The following is a 19,468-nucleotide window of genomic DNA, read 5'->3' on the forward strand; positions in this document are numbered from 1 at the left end:
GCCCGCATGACCGATCACGACACGCACGCGACGGCACCCTGCGACCTGCCCGACCTCTGGGCCCGCATCGACGACCTGTGGTCCTGGCTGGACGCGAACCGTCCGCAGGGCGGGCAGGAGGGCATGCTGCTGCGCATGCTGAAGCTGTCGGAGGAGGTCGGCGAGGTCGCGGAGGCGGTGATCGGCGCGACGGGTCAGAACCCGCGCAAGGGCGTCACTCATACGTGGGAGGACGTCCAGGGCGAGCTCTGCGACGTCGTGATCACTGCCCTGGTCGCCCTGCGCACACTGACACCGGACACGCGCGAGGTCTTCGAGCGGCATCTGACCCGGGTGACGGAGCGGTCGCTGGGGCCGGCCGCGACGTAACCCCTGCCGCGAGACCTTCTGCTACGCGGCCTTCTGTGCGGCGAGCGCGAGCTTGCGGTGGGTGCGGATCATCATGGCGCGGGCCATGAAGGGGTGCACGCGCTTCACGACGCCCCAGTAGAGCCGGGAGCGCCATGCGTTGGTCTTCACCGAGCTGCACAGGGTGACGTACTTGTCGTCGATGACGATCGAGGCCCAGGCGTCCAGACCGGCCGTGCTCACGTCCATGAGAGCCTCGCCGTCCTGCTGCGCCTTGATCGGGAAGGCATCCCGCAGGATGCCCGTCCAGGCCGCCGGGTCGCGCGGCATCCCTGGCAGCAGCTCCATGGCGTACGCGTCCTGGTAGTCGGGCCGGTCCACCGCCGTCCTGATCAGCCGGGCGCCTTCGGGAAACCCCACGGCCACGGGCCTGTCCTTGAGCATGGCGTACCTCCATACGCTTGCGTATGGTCGACCATACGGTAGCGTATGGACATGGTGCAACGGCAGAAGGCGGAGAGGCGGCAGACCAGGAAGGCCCGGCTCAGCGCCCGCGACTGGGCGGATGCCGCGCTCGCCGCCATCAAGGAGGGCGGCGGCCTCTCGGCGGTCGCGGTCGAGCCGCTCGCGGCCCGGCTCGGTGCCACGAAGGGCAGCTTCTACTGGCACTTCGACAACCGTGAGGCACTGATCGAGGCCACGCTCGCCCGCTGGGTCGAGGCGGACACCGAGGAGATCATCGCGGCGGTGGAGACCGAGCCGGACCCGGAAAAACGCCTGCGCCGGCTGTTCACGCAGGTCATCAAGCCGGCCAGGGCCGATCCGCTCGAGATCTCACTGCTCGCCAGCACCGACCACCCGCAGGTGGCCGCCGCGCTGAGACAGGTCACCGAGCGCCGGATCGGCTATCTGGCCGGGCTCTTCACCGAACTGGACCTCGCCGAGGACGAGGCCCGACGGCGCGCGCTGATGGCGTACAGCTTCTATCTGGGGCACGCCCAGCTCGGCCACGCCACGCCGACCGTGCTGCCCTCGCCCGAGGAGTTCCCGGCGTATCTGGAGGCGACGATGGATGCCATTCTTCGGCGTTCCTAGCCGTGCGGGCAGCCGGTCATGGCGCGCCGGCCATCGTTGGTTCAGGCCGAGGGGATTTCCTCGATCCGTTCGCGGTTGAGGAGATACGCGGGCATGTACGGGTGCTTCGCGGCGACCGGGAACCCGTAGTCGTACGCGATGCTCGCCATCGCGAGCGGTCCCAGGGCCACTCGGGCGCGCGGCGCCCCGGATTCACCCCAGTAGCCGCCGTGCTCCGCGAGCGCTTCGGGGAGCGCCTTGGCGAAGGCGTCGTGGTCGCGTGCGATCAGGCGGTGGAAGAGGGCGACCGGCTGGTAGTCGACGCGGTTCACGAAGTCCTTCGGCGCGTGGGTCAGCGCGTCGGGCATGGACTTCTCCATGGTGGCGAGCAGCTTCTCCACGACGTCGTCCATGGGACGCTCGGAGAAATAGGCCTGCAGGGTTTCCATCCAGTGCACGACGTACTCGTCGACGGAATCGTCCTGCCGCAGTGTCTCCAGTGGCACCTGGCACAGCCGGCCGATCCGGTCCTTCTGGCGGCACACGATCGCGAGATAGAGGGCGTCGAGCCAGGCGCGGGCGTCAGCGGGTGGTTCGGCGGATGTGGCGGGCAGCCGCCATGCGTGGTCCTCGCCCAAGCAGCCCTCCTGCGGCTGCCCGCCGGTGTACAGGGCAGAGCCGAGTTGTACGGCGGTGGCCCACGCGTCCCACGTGTCGACGTCCGCGGCGCCGGGATCGGCGGCGCAGTGCGCGTGGGCAAGGGTGACGGCGGACGCGAAGGCCTCGCCCAGTCCCGCCGGGGAATCGGCGACGCGTGCTATCGACTCGGCCGTGGTGCGGGTGAGTTCGGTGACGTCCGCAGGCGTGGTCGCACCGCCGGTGGCGAGACGGCCGGCGCGGTCGAGGTTGACCAGGCCCTTCATCAGGCCGAGCAGGTGCGGTGGCGGCCGCAGGGAGAAGCTTCGCGTGTCGTGGTCGATGACCGTGAGCGACGTCAGCCCGCCGCGGTGCCACCAGTAGACCCGCGGGGACAGTGCGTCCGGACCGTCCTCGTAAGTGCCCAACGCGTATGAGGCGAGGCCGTTGACGGCGTCGACCACGGAGCCGTCGGTGATCGGGTGGTACGCGAGCAGGTGCCGGTTCGGTACGACGACGAGGGCACCGGCGTCCGGGAGCGGCTCGCCGGTGAACTGCCGGGCCGCTTCGGACAGGAACAGCGCCTTGCTCGCGACGAACGGGGAGTCTCCGTACAGCGAGTGCAGCCTTGCCCGTCCCCCGATCGACACCTCCTCGTGCTCGACGGGTACGCGCATCAGGTTCGCGTACCCCGCCCGCCCCAGGTTCTCCAGCCCCGCACGCTCCACGTCGTTGTCGGTGAGGATGCGCACAGTGGTGGGCTTGTCGAGGGCGTAGGCGAAGACGAGTCCGTCGGCCACCACACGCGCGTAGCGCATGGCTTCGGCGAGTTCAGGGGTGAACGCATCGACGGGCAGCAGCCGGGCGTGTACGTCCCGCAGCAACTCCTCGGCATTTTCCGGTTTCATCCCCGCGACTCTACGAGACGCACGAAATGCCGTGAGAACGCCGCCTGTTCTCGCCAACTGCTGTCATCGGCCAATGTGCACCAGGTTCGCCCACAGAACAGGGCTGGCGGGGGCGCGCCGGTACGCCTGTGTCACGGTGTGGTGCAGCGCGTGCGCCGGGCCGCTGCCGTCGGAGATCTGTCGGTAGAACCGCCGCGCCAGCCGGCGTCCCGCCGCGTCCGGCATGGGCCAGAGGGTGCCGACGACGTCGGGGTATCCGGCGATGAGGAACGCCCCCGCGATATGGACCGCCTCGTCGGTGATCTTCGCACCGGGCCGTGCGGCCTCGCACACCGACAGATAGGCCAGCTTCCCCGAGGACAGGTCCAGACGGGCGATGTCATCGACGGTCAACACGTCATCGGCACCGTGCAGAACGAGCCGGCTCAGCGACGGCGAGCGAGTGTCGGTGAGAGCGTGACAGATGAAGTGCACCCGGCCGTATCCGGGAAGTTCGCGCAGCAGCCTGGCGTTGGTCGCCGCAGCGTCGGCCAGGATCCGGGTGGAAGGGTGGACCTTGGCGATCTCGGCGGCCTCGGAGCGTGCGCCCGGAAGCGGCTGCTCGCCGGATTCGGTACGGCTGACCGCCACCGCGAGCAGGCCCCGGTCAGCGGCCGACGGATCCGTCTGCCGAGCGCGGACCCGCCGCAGTGCCGAGATCGTCGGAATGTAGGAAGAGATCACCCGTTCCGCGACGGTCCGTCCGTCGCCCGCGCGATGGTGTCCGGCGGCGTGCAGGGGCAGATGGCTCAACGGTCCGGTGGGGCACCACCACAGGCGGGGCAGGGGACCGACGCGGCGCTTTCCCGGTGCCGCGACGGAGAGTACCGGCTCGGCCAGGTTGTCCCAGAGCCAGGCGAGCCCGTCGAGCATCGTGTCGTTCGCGGCGGCGTCGGCCTTCGCCACGGCTGCCTGGAACGTATCCACGAGCGTGGCCACCGCCTCCGGAGTGATGGCGGGCAGGGGGACCACCGTGACACCGGTCGGCCGCACCACCAGCGCGTCCGACCGCAGCGGACTGAGGTTGACGACGACGATCGGCCCCTGGCCGGACGCCGCCAGCAGTTCTTCGTCCGACGGCGGTTCCATGAACCGCTCATGGCCGGGGACTTTACGCACCTCCGCCGCCAGCATCTTCAGATTGCGCGCGGCGACGCGCCGCAGGTCGCCGATCCGCCCGTCGCCCGGTAAGCCCTCTGTCGCGAGGATCAGTCGGCTGCCCAGCATCGCCGCCGCCTCGTCGCGCTTCTTCAACTGCTCGGACAGCCGGTGGCTCAGCTCCGGTGCGGAGCGTCGTAAGGCCCGTATCTCGTCGTAGAAATTCAGGTCCCGCGTCATCATCACCCCGCGGCCGAGCTCCAGGACGGTGAGCGCGTGCATCGGCTTTCCCGCCTGCACCAGACAGGCCGCGCCCGACGAGGCCATTCCGGAGAAACGATGCAGGGTGCTTTCCTGGGACTCGCGGCTGACTTCCATGCCGGTCATCCGCCACATCGCGCTGAGCGCGCCGAAATGGGCCGTCCCGGCTTCCAGCCACGACTCCGCCGCGATGGCGAGATCCGCCCACCGGCCGGCGGCCTCGGCCAGCACGTGTGGTTCCTGATCGTCGATCCTGGTGCACTCGGCCAACATGTTTCTGGCGGCCTGTCGCAGTTCGTCGTCGGGGTGCAGGTCGGTGTAGTCGATCAGCAGGGTGGCGGTCTGCAGGAGGTAGGACGCCTCGAGGTCCTTGGGCAGACCGTCCGTGTTCAGCGCTTCGGTGGTGGCGCTGATGCCCAGCCGAAGGTAGGCAGCATCCTTCGTCGTCTCTACGGCCAGCCGTGCTCCCCTGCCGTACCGGGCCAAGTGACGGTGGTGGTCGGGGTGTTCCTTGCTCAGCCGCTTCGCCACGAGGGTGGCCTCGTACGCCCCGTCGAGGTCCGCGGTCTCCTTGGTCTTCTCGTACTGCGCCAGCCAGATGTCGGCCAGCACCCCGATCGCGTCGACGCGGTGGGGATGGTCCTCGGGCATGGAACCGATGGCCAGGCGCTGAAACGGCACCGCGACGTCGACCACTCCCCGGCCGCCGTGTGCCGCGTGGCTGAGCAGCCGGGCGTGCGCCGCCTGCTGGAGGTACCGGTATCGCGTGGGGTCCGAGGGCAGGGCCGCGGCAAGGGCGCGCCGGGACGTCTGAACGGCCTCGCGCAGGATCCGCTCGTCCCGGCATGTCGGGTACATCAGACACAGAGCCCGGGCCAGGGCCAGCAGGTACTCAGGAAGGGGCTCGAGATCCACCACCTGCCGGAGCGTGGAGACGGCGTACTCGATCTCCAGCAGGGAGCCTGTCGCCTCGTAGGACGTCAGAAGGGCCGCCCCGAGCGCGTACCCGCACTCGGCGGGTACCGGTTCACCGTTCAAGGTCGCCGCGGAGGCCGCCTCACTGACCGCCAGCTTTCGGACGTCGTCCTTGCCCGTGCGTTCGAAGAGGGCGCACAGAGCGCGGCTGAAACCACACAGATAGGTCGCCTTCCGCCTGTCGGTGGCGGTGCACAGCCGGGTCGCCTCGTGTGCGTGGCGGGCCGCTTCGGCCACGTGCGCGGCACCGCCCTCGTAGACGGCGAGGTCGACGAGCGCGGCGCCGAGGTCGTGCCGGACAGCGGCGGAGGCCGGATCGGCGGTCGCGGCCCTCTCCCACAGTGCGACAGCGCGCCGCAGTGGTGCGACGTCGCCCGTTTCACGGTGCAGCGCCTTCAGGCAGCGTGCCATCAGGGCCAGGGTGCCCGGCTGCTGGACATCTCGCTCCACCACCGGATCCAGCAGAGCGATCGCCTCGGCGAGCAGACCGTTACGGCCGGCGTCCGGGTCCGGGTCCGGCGTCGGCAGGGAGACACCCAGCGAGGTACGAGGTGTGACCCGGTAGCAGACACCGGTGACGATCGCTTCCATCGCCGCGTCCTCCAGCGTCTGGAGCACCGTCGGCTTCGTGTTCACGAACCGCTCGTACAGCCCGGTGGCGGCTTCGGCGCGGGCTGCCTCGTGCCGGTGAGGTCTTCGGGAGCGGAACATCTCAGGAGGTCGCCGAGAGCGATGCCAGCTGTGCGCGCCACTCCTGCTCCAAGTGCCGCTTGGTGTGCGCGAGTTTGTCGCGCTCCGCCGCGCTCCGTGCCGCTGTCGGATCGGCCTCGGCCAGCAGCCGCAGAGCCTGCCGCCAGCGACTGGCCAACGTGTCGTGGTCGAGCCCCAGGCCGAGCGCGAGGTGCCCGCTCACATAGACGGTCTGCGCGTGATCGAACTCCCGGTACGGCGAGGGCTCGTACCGCCACAGCACGTCGAGCGAGCTGATCAGGTTGTGAACGCTCTGTCTGCCCTCGACCAGGGTCACCGCCTTCCAGGCACCGGCCATGCCGGCAGTCGCGATGAAATGCGTCAGCGACTCGCCGAGGGGCTCCTTGGCCAATACCCGCCCACCCGTGTGGAGCACACTCGCGGCGCAGAACGCCGCGGTGACGGGCGGCATGGAACGCAGTGGGGCGGCAACCGCTTCGAGTTCGTCCACCGTCCTGAACTCATCGGCCTTTACCGCGACGCACAGCTCCACGAGCAAAGGCCTCACCGCCGACTCCAAGTACTCGTCGTCCGAAGAGAACTTCTCGAACACCGAGTTGGCTTTGCGGATCAGGTCCTCGATCGGCCGTCGATCCCTGCTGAACAGCGCCAACGCCTACTCCGTCCGACCGCGTCCATCCGATCGTGCAATGACACCCGGACCAGTATGTGGCAATGCACCCCGGTCAGGCCCCGGCATGTACAAATGCGGCCCACAGAAAGGGAGTTCGCGGGATGCGGTCCCGTAGCTTGCGCACCGCCCGGTGCAGCGCGAACGCGGCCCGGTCGCTGTCGAATTCCCCTTCCTCGTTCCGTGTCTCGGTGTAGAAGAGGTCCGCGATCTCCACGGCTCTGGCGTCGCTGATCTCCCACTGGGTGCCGACGACATGCGGGAATCCCGCCAGTTGGAACGCGGACACCAGATGGATCGCCTCGTCGGCGAGCCGCGTGGAGCCGCTGAACGCGGTCCGGCACGCCGACAGATAGGCCAGTTGAGCCCGATCGAGGCGTACGGGCGCGAGTCCGGCGACGGTGAACGGCGCCGTCTCATGGTCCAGGAGGAACAGCCGGCTGCTGGACGGGTCGTCGGCGCGGGCCTCGCCGTGGCAGGAGAAGTGCGCCACCGCGCAGCCGGGCAGGTGCGCCAGCACGTTGTCCCGGGTCGGGAGAAGGTCTCCGCTTCCGTTTCCCTTTTCGTCCGGGGAGGGGTCCGGAGAGATGTCCGGGGAGAGAACGACCGGTCGGGGCAGCCGACCGCTGACCTTCTGGACCTCCAGGCGAACCTTGTGCAGCGGTGGTGCGCCGGGCGTGACGGGCATGGCGACGATCAGCGACCGGTCCTCCTCCGCGGCCGCTCCCGCCTGGGCCGTCCCGAGGTTGGTCGCCGCTGTCCTTGCCCGCTGGGTCTCGCGTTGTGTCTCCCGTCGGCGTCGGGCGTGGCTCAGGGCTCGGACCGTAGGCGTGTGAGAGGAGACCACGCGGTCCATGACCGTGCGCCGTCCCGTGCCCGAGGGCCCGCCGGGCGGATCGCCATGATGACCGGCCGCGTGCACCGGCAGCAGCCCCAGCACTCCGCCGGTCGCCCACCACACCCTGGGCCACGGCTCGCCGGGCGCTGGTTCGGCGGTATGGCCCAGCGCGTCCAGGACCGGCCCGGTGACCCGGTCCCAGAGCCATTCCAGGACACCTCGGAGTGTCTTCTGAGCGTCCTGGAGCTGCTGCCGGGACGCCTCCGCGTCCCCCGCGGACTCCAGGGCACGGTGGAACACGCGGATCTGTTCCAGCAGGTCGTCCCAGATGAGCCCGGGCAGCGGGAGGGCAGTGACACCTGTGCCGTGGAGAAGCAGGGCGTCGCTGCGGTAGCGGCTGACAGCGAAGGCGACCACCGCACCCTCCCCTGCCTCGTCGAGCAGGTCGGAAAGGGCGGGAGGACGGGCGAACGAGGAGAACCCCTCCAGGCCGCGGATACGGGCGAGGAGATCGGTGAGACCGGCCGCCCAGCGGCGGCGGTCGGCCGGGGCACCGGACTGCCCGTCCAGCAGGGCCCGCAGCTGGGTGAACCGCTCCGCCAGGTTCGTATGCCGCTCACGGAGTTCGGTCAGGTCGCCCCGGACGTCCAGCGCCTGGCTGAGGAGGACCGCCCGCCCGGCCTCCAGCAACCGCAGCGCCCGCACGGCCCGTTGCCCGTCTTCCTCCGCACCGGGGGACCCGGACGGACCGGCCAGGGCGAGGGAGGCCGCCTCGCCCGCCAGCCCGGCGGTGCGGCCGAGTTCGTACTGCTGATCACCTCGCGCCTGCTGCCCGGGAGCCACCTGAGGAAGCAGCCGGACGGCGTGTTCCAGCAGGTCGGCGGCGCGCCCGGGATCGGAGGAGACGGTCAGGTCGGCCGCGCTGCGGGCGGCGTAGACGCGCAGTGAGGGTGCGGCGGTCTTCGTCCGGGCGGCAGCGGTGAAGACGGAGACTGCTTCATGGAGGTCCTCGTCCGCCGTGGTGCGGTCCTGACGCGTCGTCAGGTGTCGGAGACGGAGCGCGAGGCCGAGGTTGGAGGAGACGCCGGCCAGGTCGGGGTGGTCCGGGGACAGCAGGCCGACGGCGTCCCGGCCCTTGTCGATGGCCTCGTCCAGATCGGTGGCAGCGCCGCGCTCCTCGAACCGTATGCGCAGCGCCAGACCGAGGTTGGACAGCCGGGCGGCCCGCTCGGAGTGGTCGCGGGGCGTGCGGGAGAGGGCCTCACGGCCCGCCTCGATCGCCTCGTCGATGTCCTCCGCACCGCGTTCCCGGAGGTCTCCGTCCCCGTCGCCGTCTCCGTCCTCAGCCTCCTCGCGTCGTCCTCCCCCGTCCCCTTCGTGGAGGATTTCGTACCGTGTCCGCAGCACGAGGCCGAGGTTGGACAGGAGCCCGGCGCGGTCCGGGTGGTCTGCCGGGGTCAGGCTTACGGCCTCCCGCGCGGCGTCGACGGCGTCGTCCAGGTCGCGCTCCCGGTCGTCTCCCGCACCGCGCCCGGTTCGTCGGCGCAGCGCGACGGCGAGGCCGTTGAGCATGGTCGGCCGGTCGGGGTGGTCGGCGGGTACACGGTCCAGGGCCGCTCGGGCGGTACGGACCGCCTCGTCGAGATCGCCGGACATACCGTCCCTCCCGAACCGGACGGCCTGGGCCATGCCGAGGTTGGCGAGCACGGCGGGGCGGTCGGGGTGCCCTTCGGGAGTGTGTACCACGGCCTCTTCCGCGGCCTGGATCGCCTCTTCCAGGTCGGCCTGCCGACCACCGTGTTCATACCGTTTACGGAGCGTCAGTCCGAGGTTGGAGAGTCTGCGGGCCAGAGCGGGATGGCCGGCCGGGGTGAGACGGGTCGCCTCCCGCGCGGCGTCGACGGCGGCGTCCAGATCCTGGGGGGATGCCTGGGTGCCGAAGCGCTGCAGGAGGGTGATCGCCAGGTTGGCCAGCATGACGTCCCGGTCGGGATGGTCGCCGGGAGTCACGTCGAGAATACGGCGCCACCGGCGTACGGCTCGGTCGGGAAGGCGCGGATCGGCGGAGCGGAGCACCAGTTCCAGCAGGGCCGTGGCGTCCACGACGGCCTGGTGGATCAGCAGCGGGCGGAGCGGCTCGGGGAGAGAGGTCATACCGGCGAGCAGGCAGGGGGTGAACATGGCCGCGGCGGCGTCGAGTTCCCTCTCCTCCTCCGCCGGTCGGTCGTCGGGAAGAGCGCGATAGCGGTACCAATGCAGCCAACCGAGGCGGTGACGGGCGATGAGCGCGGCCTTCCTTTCCCCCTCGCTTTCCCCCTCGCCGGGGTACTCGGCGTCGCCGGCGCTCCCGTTCTCGTCCTCGTCCTCGTCCTCGTAGCCGTGCGCGTCCAGCAGGGCGGTCAGCCGGATGGCCTCGTCCTCCGCGCCGGGTTCCAGTACGAGGGTGAGATCCCGAGTCGCGGCCACTCTGCGCAGCCGTTCCGCCACCGCCGCGCTCAGTTCGTCCCGTGTCACCGCGCCCCGCCTCTCTTTGCGATGTGCCCTACGCGGTCTTCGCACCTGCCGCCCACGGGTCAGCCCTCGCCGACCAGGACGAAGGCCGCCCAATGGGAAGGCCGTTCGGCGTACGTGGCGCGAGCCCGGCGCAGACCCACGGACGCGGCGAACCTGTTGAGTTCGACTGTGTCGGCGTCACGCAGCCAGGACTGGGCACGGGCCAGTGCCACCGCGGGCGGCATCGGCGGCTCGTGCTGTTCCGGCGCGCCGAGCAGGTGGTAGGCGTAGAACCTGGCGATCAGCAACGCCGTGGAGCGGTCGTTGACCTCCCACAGGCTTCCGACGACGCCGGCCGCTCCGGACTGCACCAGCCCGGCGGGCAGGCCGATGGCCTCGTCGGGCAGGCGCGTCATGTCGGTCACCGCCGTCCGGCAGGCGGAGGCCACGACGAGCCGGATGCCGGCGAGGGCCTGGCCGTCCAGCAGTTCACGAAGGGTGAGGCGGTCGCCGTCGGCGAGTTCCAGACTGGATGCGACCGGGTCGGCGGAATCGTAATAGCCGTGCCCGGCGAAGTGCAGATGGGTCGCGGCCGGAAGCGCCTGAAGCAGGTTCTCCTTCGTGGCGTCGGCCCCGGTCAGCGTCCGACCGGGGTCGGTGAACAGCCCGCGCACCGCGTCGAGTTCGGGTCCGGCCCAGGGAAGCGGTGGTTCGCACGGATGGGGCTCGGCGACTCCCAGCAGCCGGGGCGTGCGGTACGGATGCTCGGTGGCCGTGGTCCGGGCGGCGATGAGCACGCGCGCGGAGGGTGTGTACGACACGGCGACGTCGTCGAACAGGCAGCGCGTCGTTTCTTCCACCGGAACTTCCACTGGAATACGGGCGGCGTGGACGGGCAGGACGCCGAGGATGCCGGTGGTCACCAGGACGACACGGCTGACGTCCAGGGAGCGCAGGCGCTTCGCCAGCGGAGCCATCAGCCGGGTGCCCAGCAGGTCGAGCAACGGCCGTAGGTCCTCGTCCTCCTCCAGCGACGGGTGTGCGGCGAGCGCAAGGAGCAACTCCGGTTCGGACAGCGGTGCTTGTACGACGTCGATACGGATTCCGGGTTCCTCCGGCAGCCCCTGGACGAGGAGGGCCACACTGCCGTGTCGTGCCGTGATGAGGTAGACCAGCGGAGGTCCGTCGGCCACGGCCCGGCGCACGGCCGCCATCGGCGCCGATCGCAGGAAGTCGTGGAAGCCGGGCAGGGCCCGGACGGCTTCGGTGGCGGCGGTGAGCTGCGCCTGCGCATCCGTCATCGCGGCGCGCAGGCGGCGCGGGGCGCCGGACTCGGCCGTGCCCCGGTCGGCACGCCGGCGGGCCTCCACCGTCCGAACGCGCCGCACGGCTGAGCGGAAGTCGGCCACGACGTCGGGGTGTTCCCGGCCCAGGACGTCCAGTTCGACGCGGTCGCGCTGCAGTCTGTCGCCCAGGTCCCGGGCCCGGCTCTGCTCCATGACGGCGACCGCGCGCTCCGGGCGCCCGGCACGGACCAGGGCGTGGGCGGCCTCTCGGGGAAGGTCGGCGGTCTGGACGAGTTCTGCCTCCTTGCCGCCGGGCAGCACGGTGATCCGGTAGAGGTTCTCAGCCGCTTCGAGAGCCCGCTCGTAGGCGTCGGCCGCCGCGGGCCAGGCCCCGGTCTCGGCGTGCGCGTCGCCCAGCAGGCCCCAGGCGCGCCGGGCGTGGTCGGGCGCGCTCGCCGACGGGACGAACGACACGACCTCGGTGAGGAGCCCCACCGCCCTGGCGACCCGGTCGCCCCTGCCCTCGGGGCTGAGAGAGGTCAGCCAGGCCCTGGCCAGCTCGGTGGCGGACTCGGCCCACTCCAGGGGCACCGTGTCCGGTGTGCGTGTCTCGAGGCTGCTTTCCAGCAGTTGGACGGCTCGCTCGGTGTCGGGCCGGTCCCCGCGGCGCAGGGTGGCGGCCAGGTTGTAGCGGGCGCGTGCCGCTTCGTGGTGGTCGCCGTGCGCTTCGTACGTCTCCAGCGCCGTCGTGTGGAGCAGGATCGCGGTGTCGAGTTCCTCGGCCGTGACCTCGCGGCGCTGGACGAGGGTGTTGGCCAGGTTGTCCGCGATGGAGGCGTGCATGAGGGGGTCCTCGTCCGCGGGGGCCAGTTCGAGGCCGCGTCGGTACCACGCGACCGCCTCGTCGAGGGCGGCCGAGCCGCTGCGGACGGCGGTGTTGGCCAGGGCGTCGGCGATGGCGGTGGCGGCGTTCGCCATGTCGAGCGGGAGCCGTGACTCCTCGTAGAGCGCGAAGGCCTGCTGCGCGTGGTGCAGGGCCGTACTTTGGTTGGCATCGTGGTCGCCCTGGAGCCGCATCCGGTAGCAGCGGCTCAGGTTGACCAGCGCGTGGGCGCGTGCGGGGCCGCTGAGTTCAGGCATCCGTACTGCTTGTTCGAGGTGGCGCCGGCCGAGTTCCAGTGCGTCGGGGTCCGCGGCGAGCGCCGGTTCGGACAGGACGAGACCGATGTTGCTCTGCGCGATCGCCCAACGGTCCGGGAAGTCCTCCCGGGTGAACACGGTCAAGGCTGCGAGGTGGCGGTGCAGCGCACGGCGCAGGTTGCGGGTCCGGTCGGCCGGGCACTCCCAGTAGGCGTTTGCCAGGTTGGCGACGGTCGCCGCCCACTCCACGGGGCTGGTGGAACGGCGGAAGAAGGTGAGGGCGCCGCGGAGGGCACGCTGTGCCTGTGCGATGTTCTCGGCCTTGTTCCCACGCGGGCGGGAGCGCCAGGCCGATCCCAGGAAGGCCTGGACCACGGCCCACTTGTCCCGGCTCTCCGGCCGGTTCAGCAGCCGGGCCGCCTGCTCGGCGAGCCGGATCGACTGGTCGTGGCCCTCGGGGTCACCGCCGGAGCTCGTGGCGTACAGCTGGGCGAGTTCGGCGAGGAGGAGTCCGTGTGCTCCTGGATGGCGGTCGGCGGGGACGAGTGCGAGCGCCTCGGTGAGCAGGGCGCCGCGCCGGTCGGGGCGGTCCGTGAGCAGCCTCTGCCGCAGCGGTTCGGACAGGCCGGACGGCAGCGGCTCGGCGTTGTCCCCGGCGACCCTGCACAGCTCCGCCCAGTCGATCCGGCACCACTCGGCCAGAGCGCCGTCGGGCAGGGCCGCGAGGTGATCCAGTGCCGCGTCCAGACGGCCTTCTCCGGCCCGCCCGCCCGTCGCGTCCGGAACAGGCCGGACCGCGTCCGGAACCGAGCCGATCGCGTCCCGCCGGTTGACGAGCATCTGCAGCGCCAGCCCGCCGAGCAGTGCGGGATGACCCGTGACGGCCGCGTCCCGTTCCTCCTTCGTCTCGGCGGTGAGCAGAGCGGCCACGGCCTCCTCCGCCTCCAGGACGGCGTGGAGCTCCTCCATTTCGCGGGCGGGCGCACCGGTGGCGCGTGTCCTGTCCAGGGCTTCGCGTGCGGCGGCCCGCGCGGCGGGTGTGTCTCCGCGCCGCCGGTGCAGACGTGCGGCGGTGTGCAGCGCCTCTGCCGCGTCGGGGGCGGCGCCGTCGGCGTCGAACATCTCGACGGCGACCCGGAGGGTGCGCAGTGCCTCCTCGTCGGCGCCCGCCTCGGCCTGGGCCGCCGCGACGAGCCGCAGGGACCGCGCCTCGTTCAGCCGGTCGCCCATGGCGTGGAAGAGGCGCCGGGCGCGGGCCGAGTAGTCGGCCGCCTGGTCCGGGTCGCCGAGCGCGTGCAGAAGCGGAGCCAGATCACCCGACGTCCGGGCCTCGCCGCGCGGATGGCGGGCGGTGCGGTAGGCCAGCGCCGCCTGCTGCAGCAGGGCCGCGGCCCGGGCCAGGTCACCACGGCGGTGGTGGAGTTGTCCGAGGTGGGCCAGTGCCGAGGCACGGACCGGCTGGTCGTCCAGGTCGGTGGCGAGGTCGGCGACCTCCTGGAACACCGGCTCGGCGTCGGCGTCCCGTCCCTGGTGCTGCAGCGCGACCCCCAGGCTCTGGAGCAGGTCCATACGCACCGGGTCGGTTCCGAGGCGCGCCGCGCCCGCGAGGCCGAGACGGCTGGTCGTCTCCAGAGCGGCCCAGTCCTGTACGGCGATCAGGAAGTGCACCAGATGCTGTGCCAGTGCGACGGTCCGCTCGTCGTCTCCCGCGTCGGCCGACGACTCCAGCCGCTCCGACAGCGCTGCTCCGGCGGACGAGAACCAGGCAAGGGCGGTACCGCGCGCCTGTCCGTCCTGTGCGGCGGAGCCGGTCAGCATGCCCGCCATCTCGGCGAGCAGGTCCGGCTCCCCGGTGTCCATGCTCATACCCCTCCCCCGGGTAGGCGATCACCGTCGCCCCGCTGTCCGGATCCACGTGGGGGAACCGGAGCGGCGGCTCGGACGTATAGATCTGTGTCGCGACGGATACGCTAAGTGAAGAGTACGGGGTCGAGGGGGATCGGTGACGGGTCGGCAGACGATCGACGACGAGACGCGAACCGACGTGTTGGAGGTGCTGGGCGATCTGCTCGAATGGAGGCTCTCGCCCCAGCGTTGGGACCGGGTGCAGGCCCTTGTGGACGAGCTCGCCGAAGCGCTGGCGGCCGGTGACGGCGACGGTGTACGCGACGTCACCTCCGAACTCGAGCTGTCCGGGCCGGTGCGGATCACCAGGATCGGTGCCGACCCGGTGATCCCGGCCCCGCCGCACACCCGGGACCAGGCGAATCATCTGGTCCACTCGCTCGGTGGCCCGCCGCCGCAGGGCGCCGAGCCCGGCGTAGGCACCGTCACCCGGGGAGGTGGCGATGACGACGGACCTGGCCAGGTCGCCGATTGATCAGGAGCTCGTCGTCCATCTCTATACGGCGCTTGACGGACCGTATGCCCCGCAGGGGTACGAGCAGATACGCCGCATCTGGGAGCGCTGCCGGGACGAGCTCGGCATGGACCAGCCGATCGCCGGCACGGGCCTGCCGACCGCGCTGCCGCCCGATCCCAGAACCCTCGTTCCGGGAAGGCCCGCGGCCGCTCAGGAGCTCCCGACGGCGGACTTCCAGGCGGTGGTGCGGCGCGAGCACGACGTGGTCAACCTGTCGGTCGCTCTGGCGGCGCCGCTCGGGTCTGCCTCCAGACGCCTGCGCATCGGCTCGGCCTCGCCTCCCGGCTGGGTGGAGTTCGATCGGTGGTGGGCCGGGCTGACCGCCGACGGCACCGAGGCGCTGCTGGGCGAGACGCGTGTGTACCAGGCGAAGTTCGTCGGTGCGGACATCCCGCCGCTCGACCTCGCGGCCGCCGAGGTCCGCAGGGCTCTTCCCGACGGCGACAACGCTCCCTACTGGTGGCAGCGGGGCTGGACCACCGAGCAGGGCTTCGCCGTGTGGGAGCTCTCGCCGGACGACACCGGGCCCGGGCGGCGCATCGTCGTACTGGCCCCGCAGGACCAGGACGCACAGCTCAGCGCCTGGACGTGGAGCCAGGGGCAACCCGACATGCCACCCCTGTGCCGCTACTCCCTGCACGCGGCGAAGCTGCGCTACCAGGCCCGGGTCCGGGGCGACGGAGAGGTGATCGGCACCCTGATCCGGCGGGTCGTCGAACGTACCGAGCAGCTGCCCGAGTTGGCCCGTCGGCACCCGGCCGACGCCCCCGCCGAACTCGGTGCGCTGCGCGACGACGAGGCTCGACTCGCCCTGGTCCACGCCAATGTGCGGGACATGCTGCAGACCGTGCGCATAGCGGTCGACAACATGACCAAGGACCGGGCCGGCCTCTTCCCCACCGACCGGGAACTCGCCGAGTGGCTCCCCCGTCAACTCGGCAACGACGCCGACTATCTGACGAGCGCCCGCCTGCGCGCCGAGGATCTGCGCCGCCTGCTCGGCCCCGTACCCGACGCGGCCGGCCCTCAGCCGGGCGCCGATACCCAGCGGAGACCGTCTCAGCCGAGCGGCGATACCCAACGGGGGCCGTCTCAGCCGGGCGGCGGTTCCGTCCGCTCGTCCGCGACGCCCGACGAGCCCCGCTCCGCCCGCTCCCCCGCTGATGGCGCCTTGGGGCCCGTCGGACTCCGTATGGGGTTCGCCGTGGACATCGAGGGATACAGCCGCCGCACGTCCCCGGAACAGAGCGACCTGCAATTCCGGCTCGCCCACCTCGTCCGGCAGGTCCTCGGAGGTCTGGGCATCTCCCTGGAGGAGACCGACCACCAGGGCACCGGAGACGGGATGAACATCTTCCTCCCGGACAAGACGGAACTGCACCGGGCACTGCCGCACGTACTGCGTTCCTGGCAGGACCAACTCGGCGCCGACAACCGCCGTTTCCGCGACCGGATGCGCCTGCGCCTGGCCACCGTCGTGGGACCGGTCGGAATCGGCGCCCTCGGCTACTCGGGCAGCGGCATCATCAAGGTCAGCCGCATGCTCGACAGCGCGGTCCTGCGCACCGCTCTCCGGAACAATCCGCAGGTCGACTTCGCCGCCCTGGTCTCCGACCCGCTCTACGAGTACGTCGTCGGGGAGGGCTATCCGGGGCTGGACCCGGAGCAGTTCCGGCGTGTGCGCGCCGAGTTCAAGGAGTACGAGGCACAGGCGTGGCTGTGGCTTCCCGCCTGACGCCGGAAGTATCACCGAGGAACGAAGGGACCCCTATGGTGCCCAGAACGCGACGTCGGCCGACGTCCATACCGCGGATACACCCGCCGCAGTCGTCCGGCGTGGACAACGCCTGGCGAACGCTCCAGATCGTCACCGACTGGATCAAGCACGCCGAAGCCAAGGCGGCGGTGACGCTCACCGCGGCGGGAGTCATCGGAGGCATCCTGTACAGCCTGGTCACCACCACATCCCCGCGCAACCTCCCCTTCGACCTCGCCGCATCCCTGGGCGCTGCGCTGACCGCGGGCTCGGCGATGGCCGCCGGCCTGGTCCTGCGCCCGCGCAGGAAGACCAACGGGAACAACGGGAACAACGAGCAGCCACCCAACCTGCTGTTCTTCGAACACATCGCCCGCGCCTACCGCTCCCCCGAGGACGGCTACACCCAAGCGCTCTCACGCCTCCTGGCCGACGACAGAAAACTGACCACCGCCGTCGCCGAACAGATCTGGGCCAACGCGCACGTCGCCCGCCAGAAGTACTTCTGGAGCAGTATCGGCACCGTCCTGCTCCTGTACGCCTTCGCGTCCGTACTCCTGACCGCGACCCTCGGCGTACTCGGCGACGCGACGTAAGCAACCGCGGCGTGAGCAACGAGGAGCGGCAGACGAGTCGGGCTGTACGCCGGGTTCTGTTCCCCGGGTTCCTCGCGGAGCCCGGGGCGACGGCCATCCATCTAGGGCCGGCGTTGCCGTCGGCCTCGTGCGGTCTACCCGCGGACTCGGGCGGGCAGCCCTCGAACGTCCGCGCAGAGCCGCCTTTTACAGCCGCTCCTTTTGACCTTGCTCCGGGTGGGGTTTACCTAGCTGCCCAGGTCACCCTGGGCACTGGTGGTCTCTTACACCGCCGTTTCACCCTTACCGAGGACCGAGGTCCCCGGCGGTTTGTTTTCTGTGGCACTGTCCCGTGGGTCGCCCCAGGTGGCCGTTAGCCACCACCCTGCCCTGCGGAGCCCGGACGTTCCTCGGGAAGCCCCCTAGGGGGACTCCACGCGGCCGTCCGCCCGGCTCGTCTGCCGTGTGGACCATGTTAGCGGGCGTGCCGGCCTCTTCGGCGCCGCGGCCGTGGCCAGGACCGATCCCGCCAGGATCAGGGTGAAGGCCACGATGATGCCGGCCGTCAGGGGCTCGTCCAGGAACAGGGCGCCCGCCGCCACCGCGACCGCCGGATTGACGTACGTGATCACCGTGGCCCGGGTCGGGCCCGCCTCCTTGATCAGTTCGAGGAAGGCCACGAAGGCGACCGCCGTGCAGATGACACCGAGGCCCGCGAGGGCGGCCAGGACCTGGGTGGAGGGGACCTCGGAGGGCCAGGTGGCCGCGGCGGCGGGGGCGTAGACCAGGGCGGCCAGCGCCAGGCAGGGGGCCGTGAGCTGGAGGGTCGGGACGTCCTTGAGGCGGCGTGCGGCTATCAGGGGTGCCGTCGCGTAGCCCAGCACCGTCAGGAACACCTCTCCGAGTGAGCGCGCGTCGCCGCCTGTGAGGTGGGGGATCGTGAGCACCGCGACGCCCGCGAGGCCGAGGCCCAGGCCGGTCACCCGGCGGATGCCCAGCCGTTCCGTCTCACCGAAGAAGCGGGCCAGGACGACGCCGACGATCGGGACGCCCGCGATCAGCAGGCCCGCCGTGGAGCTGGACAGATGCCGTTCCGCGTCGGTGAGGGTGAACCAGGGGCCCATGATCTCGATGCACGCGAAGGCCAGCATGGGGCGCCAGTGGGCGCGGACGGTCCTGGTCAGGCCCCCCTGGCGCAGCGCGAAGGGGAGCAGGAGCAGCGCGCCCAGCGCACAGCGCGTGAAGACCACCATCGACGGGGACACCGCGTCCACCGCCACCTTGATCATCAGATAGGGGATGCCCCAGACCACTCCCATCAGGGAGAACAGGAACCAGCCGCGTGCAGTCATACGGCGAGTTTCAGCCGTCTCACCACCGGGTGTCTTGAACGCTGTTGCGGTACGCCGCCGGCGTCACCCCCAGCACCCGGCGGAACCAGCGGGTGAGGTGCGCCTGGTCCGCGAAACCCACCAGGGGCGCCACCTCGGCCGGGCGCAGGCCCGAGTCCAGCAGGGTGCGGGCCCGGGTCACCCGGTACTGGGCGAGCCAGGCGTAGGGGGGCATGCCCATCGTCGTACGGAACGCGCGCAGGAGTTGGTACCGGGACAGGCCCAGGTCGGTGGCGAGGGCGGCCAGCGAGGGCGGCTCCAGCAGTTCGTCGGCCAGACGGTCACGGACCGTCAGCGCTACGCCGTGCGCGCCCGGGAGATGGTCCGACGCCGGTCTCGCCGTGGAGTGGCGCCGGGCCAGGGCCGTGAGCAGCCAGGGGAGGCGCGCCTCGGCCTCCAGGGGGTCGGGGCAGCGGGCGAGTTCGGCGTGGGCGAGCCGGAAGGCGGTGGCCAGTTCGGGGTCGTCGACGAGCGGCTCGCGAAAGTGCGGGAGGCCCCCGAGGGTGCCGTCGGCCAGCAGGGCGGGGTCGGCGTACAGGGCGCGGTAGGCGTAGCCCTCCGTGGGTGTGGCGGGGCCGCCCGTGTGCACCTCGCCAGGGGCCAGTACGACGATGGAGCCCGGGCCGGTACGGATGTGGCCGCCTCGGTAGTCGATCACCTCGGAGCCGCCGACGCACACGCCGATGGTGAATTCGTCGTGGGCGTGCGGGGCGTAGACGTGTTTGTCGAAACGGGCCGTGAGGAGGTCGAGCCGGGGTCCGCAGCGGCCCAGCCTCGCTCGCGTCCATCGCGCCTGCTCCGGCATGTGACACCCCCTTGTGCGCCCTGCGCCCTCGCCCTGCGTGCT

General features: G+C 71.2%; 12 protein-coding genes, 1 other RNA gene and 1 pseudogene. 5 read left to right on the top strand and 9 right to left on the bottom strand.

From position 1 onward, the window contains the following. Window positions 1-6 precede the first annotated feature (6 nt). A complete protein-coding gene (locus N8I87_RS11940) occupies window positions 7-369 on the top strand; it encodes a MazG-like family protein (RefSeq protein ID WP_263208138.1) in 363 nt (120 codons plus the stop codon). Between the two features lie 21 nt (window positions 370-390). Here the strand turns inward: N8I87_RS11940 and N8I87_RS11945 are convergent, their stop codons facing one another. After that, the gene (locus N8I87_RS11945; RefSeq protein WP_263208139.1) at window positions 391-792 is read right to left on the bottom strand and encodes a DUF2867 domain-containing protein; all 402 of its coding nucleotides are present in this window, start codon (window positions 790-792) and stop codon (window positions 391-393) included. Window positions 793-843: 51 nt separating this feature from the next. On the opposite strand from N8I87_RS11945, the gene N8I87_RS11950 reads away from it, so the two are divergent. Then, on the top strand, window positions 844-1,443 hold the full coding sequence (locus tag N8I87_RS11950) for a TetR/AcrR family transcriptional regulator (RefSeq protein ID WP_411577217.1): 600 nt from the start codon (window positions 844-846) through the stop codon (window positions 1,441-1,443). Between the two features lie 41 nt (window positions 1,444-1,484). Here the strand turns inward: N8I87_RS11950 and N8I87_RS11955 are convergent, their stop codons facing one another. From N8I87_RS11955 to N8I87_RS11975, 5 genes are all read right to left on the bottom strand, one after another. Continuing rightward, window positions 1,485-2,966 carry an immunity 49 family protein gene (locus tag N8I87_RS11955; protein ID WP_263208143.1) on the bottom strand — a complete coding sequence of 494 codons (1,482 nt, stop codon included), beginning with the start codon at window positions 2,964-2,966 and terminating at the stop codon, window positions 1,485-1,487. Window positions 2,967-3,029: 63 nt separating this feature from the next. Next, window positions 3,030-6,050, bottom strand: a complete 3,021-nt coding sequence (locus N8I87_RS11960) for a CHAT domain-containing protein (RefSeq protein WP_263208146.1) — start codon at window positions 6,048-6,050, stop codon at window positions 3,030-3,032. Window position 6,051: 1 nt separating this feature from the next. Then, window positions 6,052-6,702 (bottom strand): hypothetical protein, encoded by a 651-nt coding sequence (locus N8I87_RS11965; protein WP_263208148.1) that lies wholly within the window; start codon window positions 6,700-6,702, stop codon window positions 6,052-6,054. A gap of 73 nt (window positions 6,703-6,775) precedes the next feature. After that, window positions 6,776-10,072, bottom strand: a complete 3,297-nt coding sequence (locus N8I87_RS11970) for a CHAT domain-containing tetratricopeptide repeat protein (RefSeq protein ID WP_263208149.1) — start codon at window positions 10,070-10,072, stop codon at window positions 6,776-6,778. Between the two features lie 59 nt (window positions 10,073-10,131). Then, complete coding sequence (locus N8I87_RS11975; RefSeq protein ID WP_263208151.1) at window positions 10,132-14,343, bottom strand: CHAT domain-containing protein; 4,212 nt, start codon at window positions 14,341-14,343, stop codon at window positions 10,132-10,134. Window positions 14,344-14,479: 136 nt separating this feature from the next. On the opposite strand from N8I87_RS11975, the gene N8I87_RS11980 reads away from it, so the two are divergent. From N8I87_RS11980 to N8I87_RS11990, 3 genes are all read left to right on the top strand, one after another. Then, window positions 14,480-14,857, top strand: a complete 378-nt coding sequence (locus N8I87_RS11980) for a CATRA system-associated protein (protein ID WP_263208153.1) — start codon at window positions 14,480-14,482, stop codon at window positions 14,855-14,857. Beyond that, window positions 14,826-16,634, top strand: a complete 1,809-nt coding sequence (locus N8I87_RS11985) for a CATRA conflict system CASPASE/TPR repeat-associated protein (RefSeq protein WP_263208156.1) — start codon at window positions 14,826-14,828, stop codon at window positions 16,632-16,634. Before N8I87_RS11980 ends, N8I87_RS11985 begins: the two co-directional genes overlap by 32 nt. Window positions 16,635-16,735: 101 nt before the next feature. Beyond that, complete coding sequence (locus tag N8I87_RS11990; RefSeq protein WP_263208159.1) at window positions 16,736-17,251, top strand: Pycsar system effector family protein; 516 nt, start codon at window positions 16,736-16,738, stop codon at window positions 17,249-17,251. A gap of 29 nt (window positions 17,252-17,280) precedes the next feature. Here the strand turns inward: N8I87_RS11990 and rnpB are convergent. The 3 genes and pseudogenes from rnpB to N8I87_RS12005 all read right to left on the bottom strand — a co-directional run bounded on the left by rnpB (window position 17,281) and on the right by N8I87_RS12005 (window position 19,426). Next, an RNA gene (gene rnpB / locus N8I87_RS11995) (RNase P RNA component class A) lies at window positions 17,281-17,687 on the bottom strand. A gap of 115 nt (window positions 17,688-17,802) precedes the next feature. Further along, window positions 17,803-18,582 (bottom strand): annotated as a pseudogene (locus tag N8I87_RS44325) (DMT family transporter); the annotation flags it as partial. A gap of 19 nt (window positions 18,583-18,601) precedes the next feature. After that, entirely contained in the window at window positions 18,602-19,426 is an 825-nt protein-coding gene (locus N8I87_RS12005; protein ID WP_263208164.1) for an AraC family transcriptional regulator, read from the bottom strand. Window positions 19,427-19,468: the final 42 nt, after the last annotated feature.

The organism is Streptomyces sp. HUAS 15-9 (genome assembly GCF_025642155.1).
Lineage (GTDB): Bacteria > Actinomycetota > Actinomycetes > Streptomycetales > Streptomycetaceae > Streptomyces.

Excerpts from the sequence above, each read along its gene's own strand:
- N8I87_RS12005 (WP_263208164.1), bottom strand. The coding sequence starts at position 19,426 with ATGCCGGAGCAGGCGCGATGGACGCGAGCGAGGCTGGGCCGCTGCGGA.
- N8I87_RS11960 (WP_263208146.1), bottom strand. The coding sequence starts at position 6,050 with ATGTTCCGCTCCCGAAGACCTCACCGGCACGAGGCAGCCCGCGCCGAA.
- N8I87_RS11950 (WP_411577217.1), top strand. The coding sequence starts at position 844 with ATGGTGCAACGGCAGAAGGCGGAGAGGCGGCAGACCAGGAAGGCCCGG.
- N8I87_RS11985 (WP_263208156.1), top strand. The coding sequence starts at position 14,826 with ATGACGACGGACCTGGCCAGGTCGCCGATTGATCAGGAGCTCGTCGTC.
- N8I87_RS11945 (WP_263208139.1), bottom strand. The coding sequence starts at position 792 with ATGCTCAAGGACAGGCCCGTGGCCGTGGGGTTTCCCGAAGGCGCCCGG.
- N8I87_RS11940 (WP_263208138.1), top strand. The coding sequence starts at position 7 with ATGACCGATCACGACACGCACGCGACGGCACCCTGCGACCTGCCCGAC.
- N8I87_RS11955 (WP_263208143.1), bottom strand. The coding sequence starts at position 2,966 with ATGAAACCGGAAAATGCCGAGGAGTTGCTGCGGGACGTACACGCCCGG.
- N8I87_RS11975 (WP_263208151.1), bottom strand. The coding sequence starts at position 14,343 with ATGAGCATGGACACCGGGGAGCCGGACCTGCTCGCCGAGATGGCGGGC.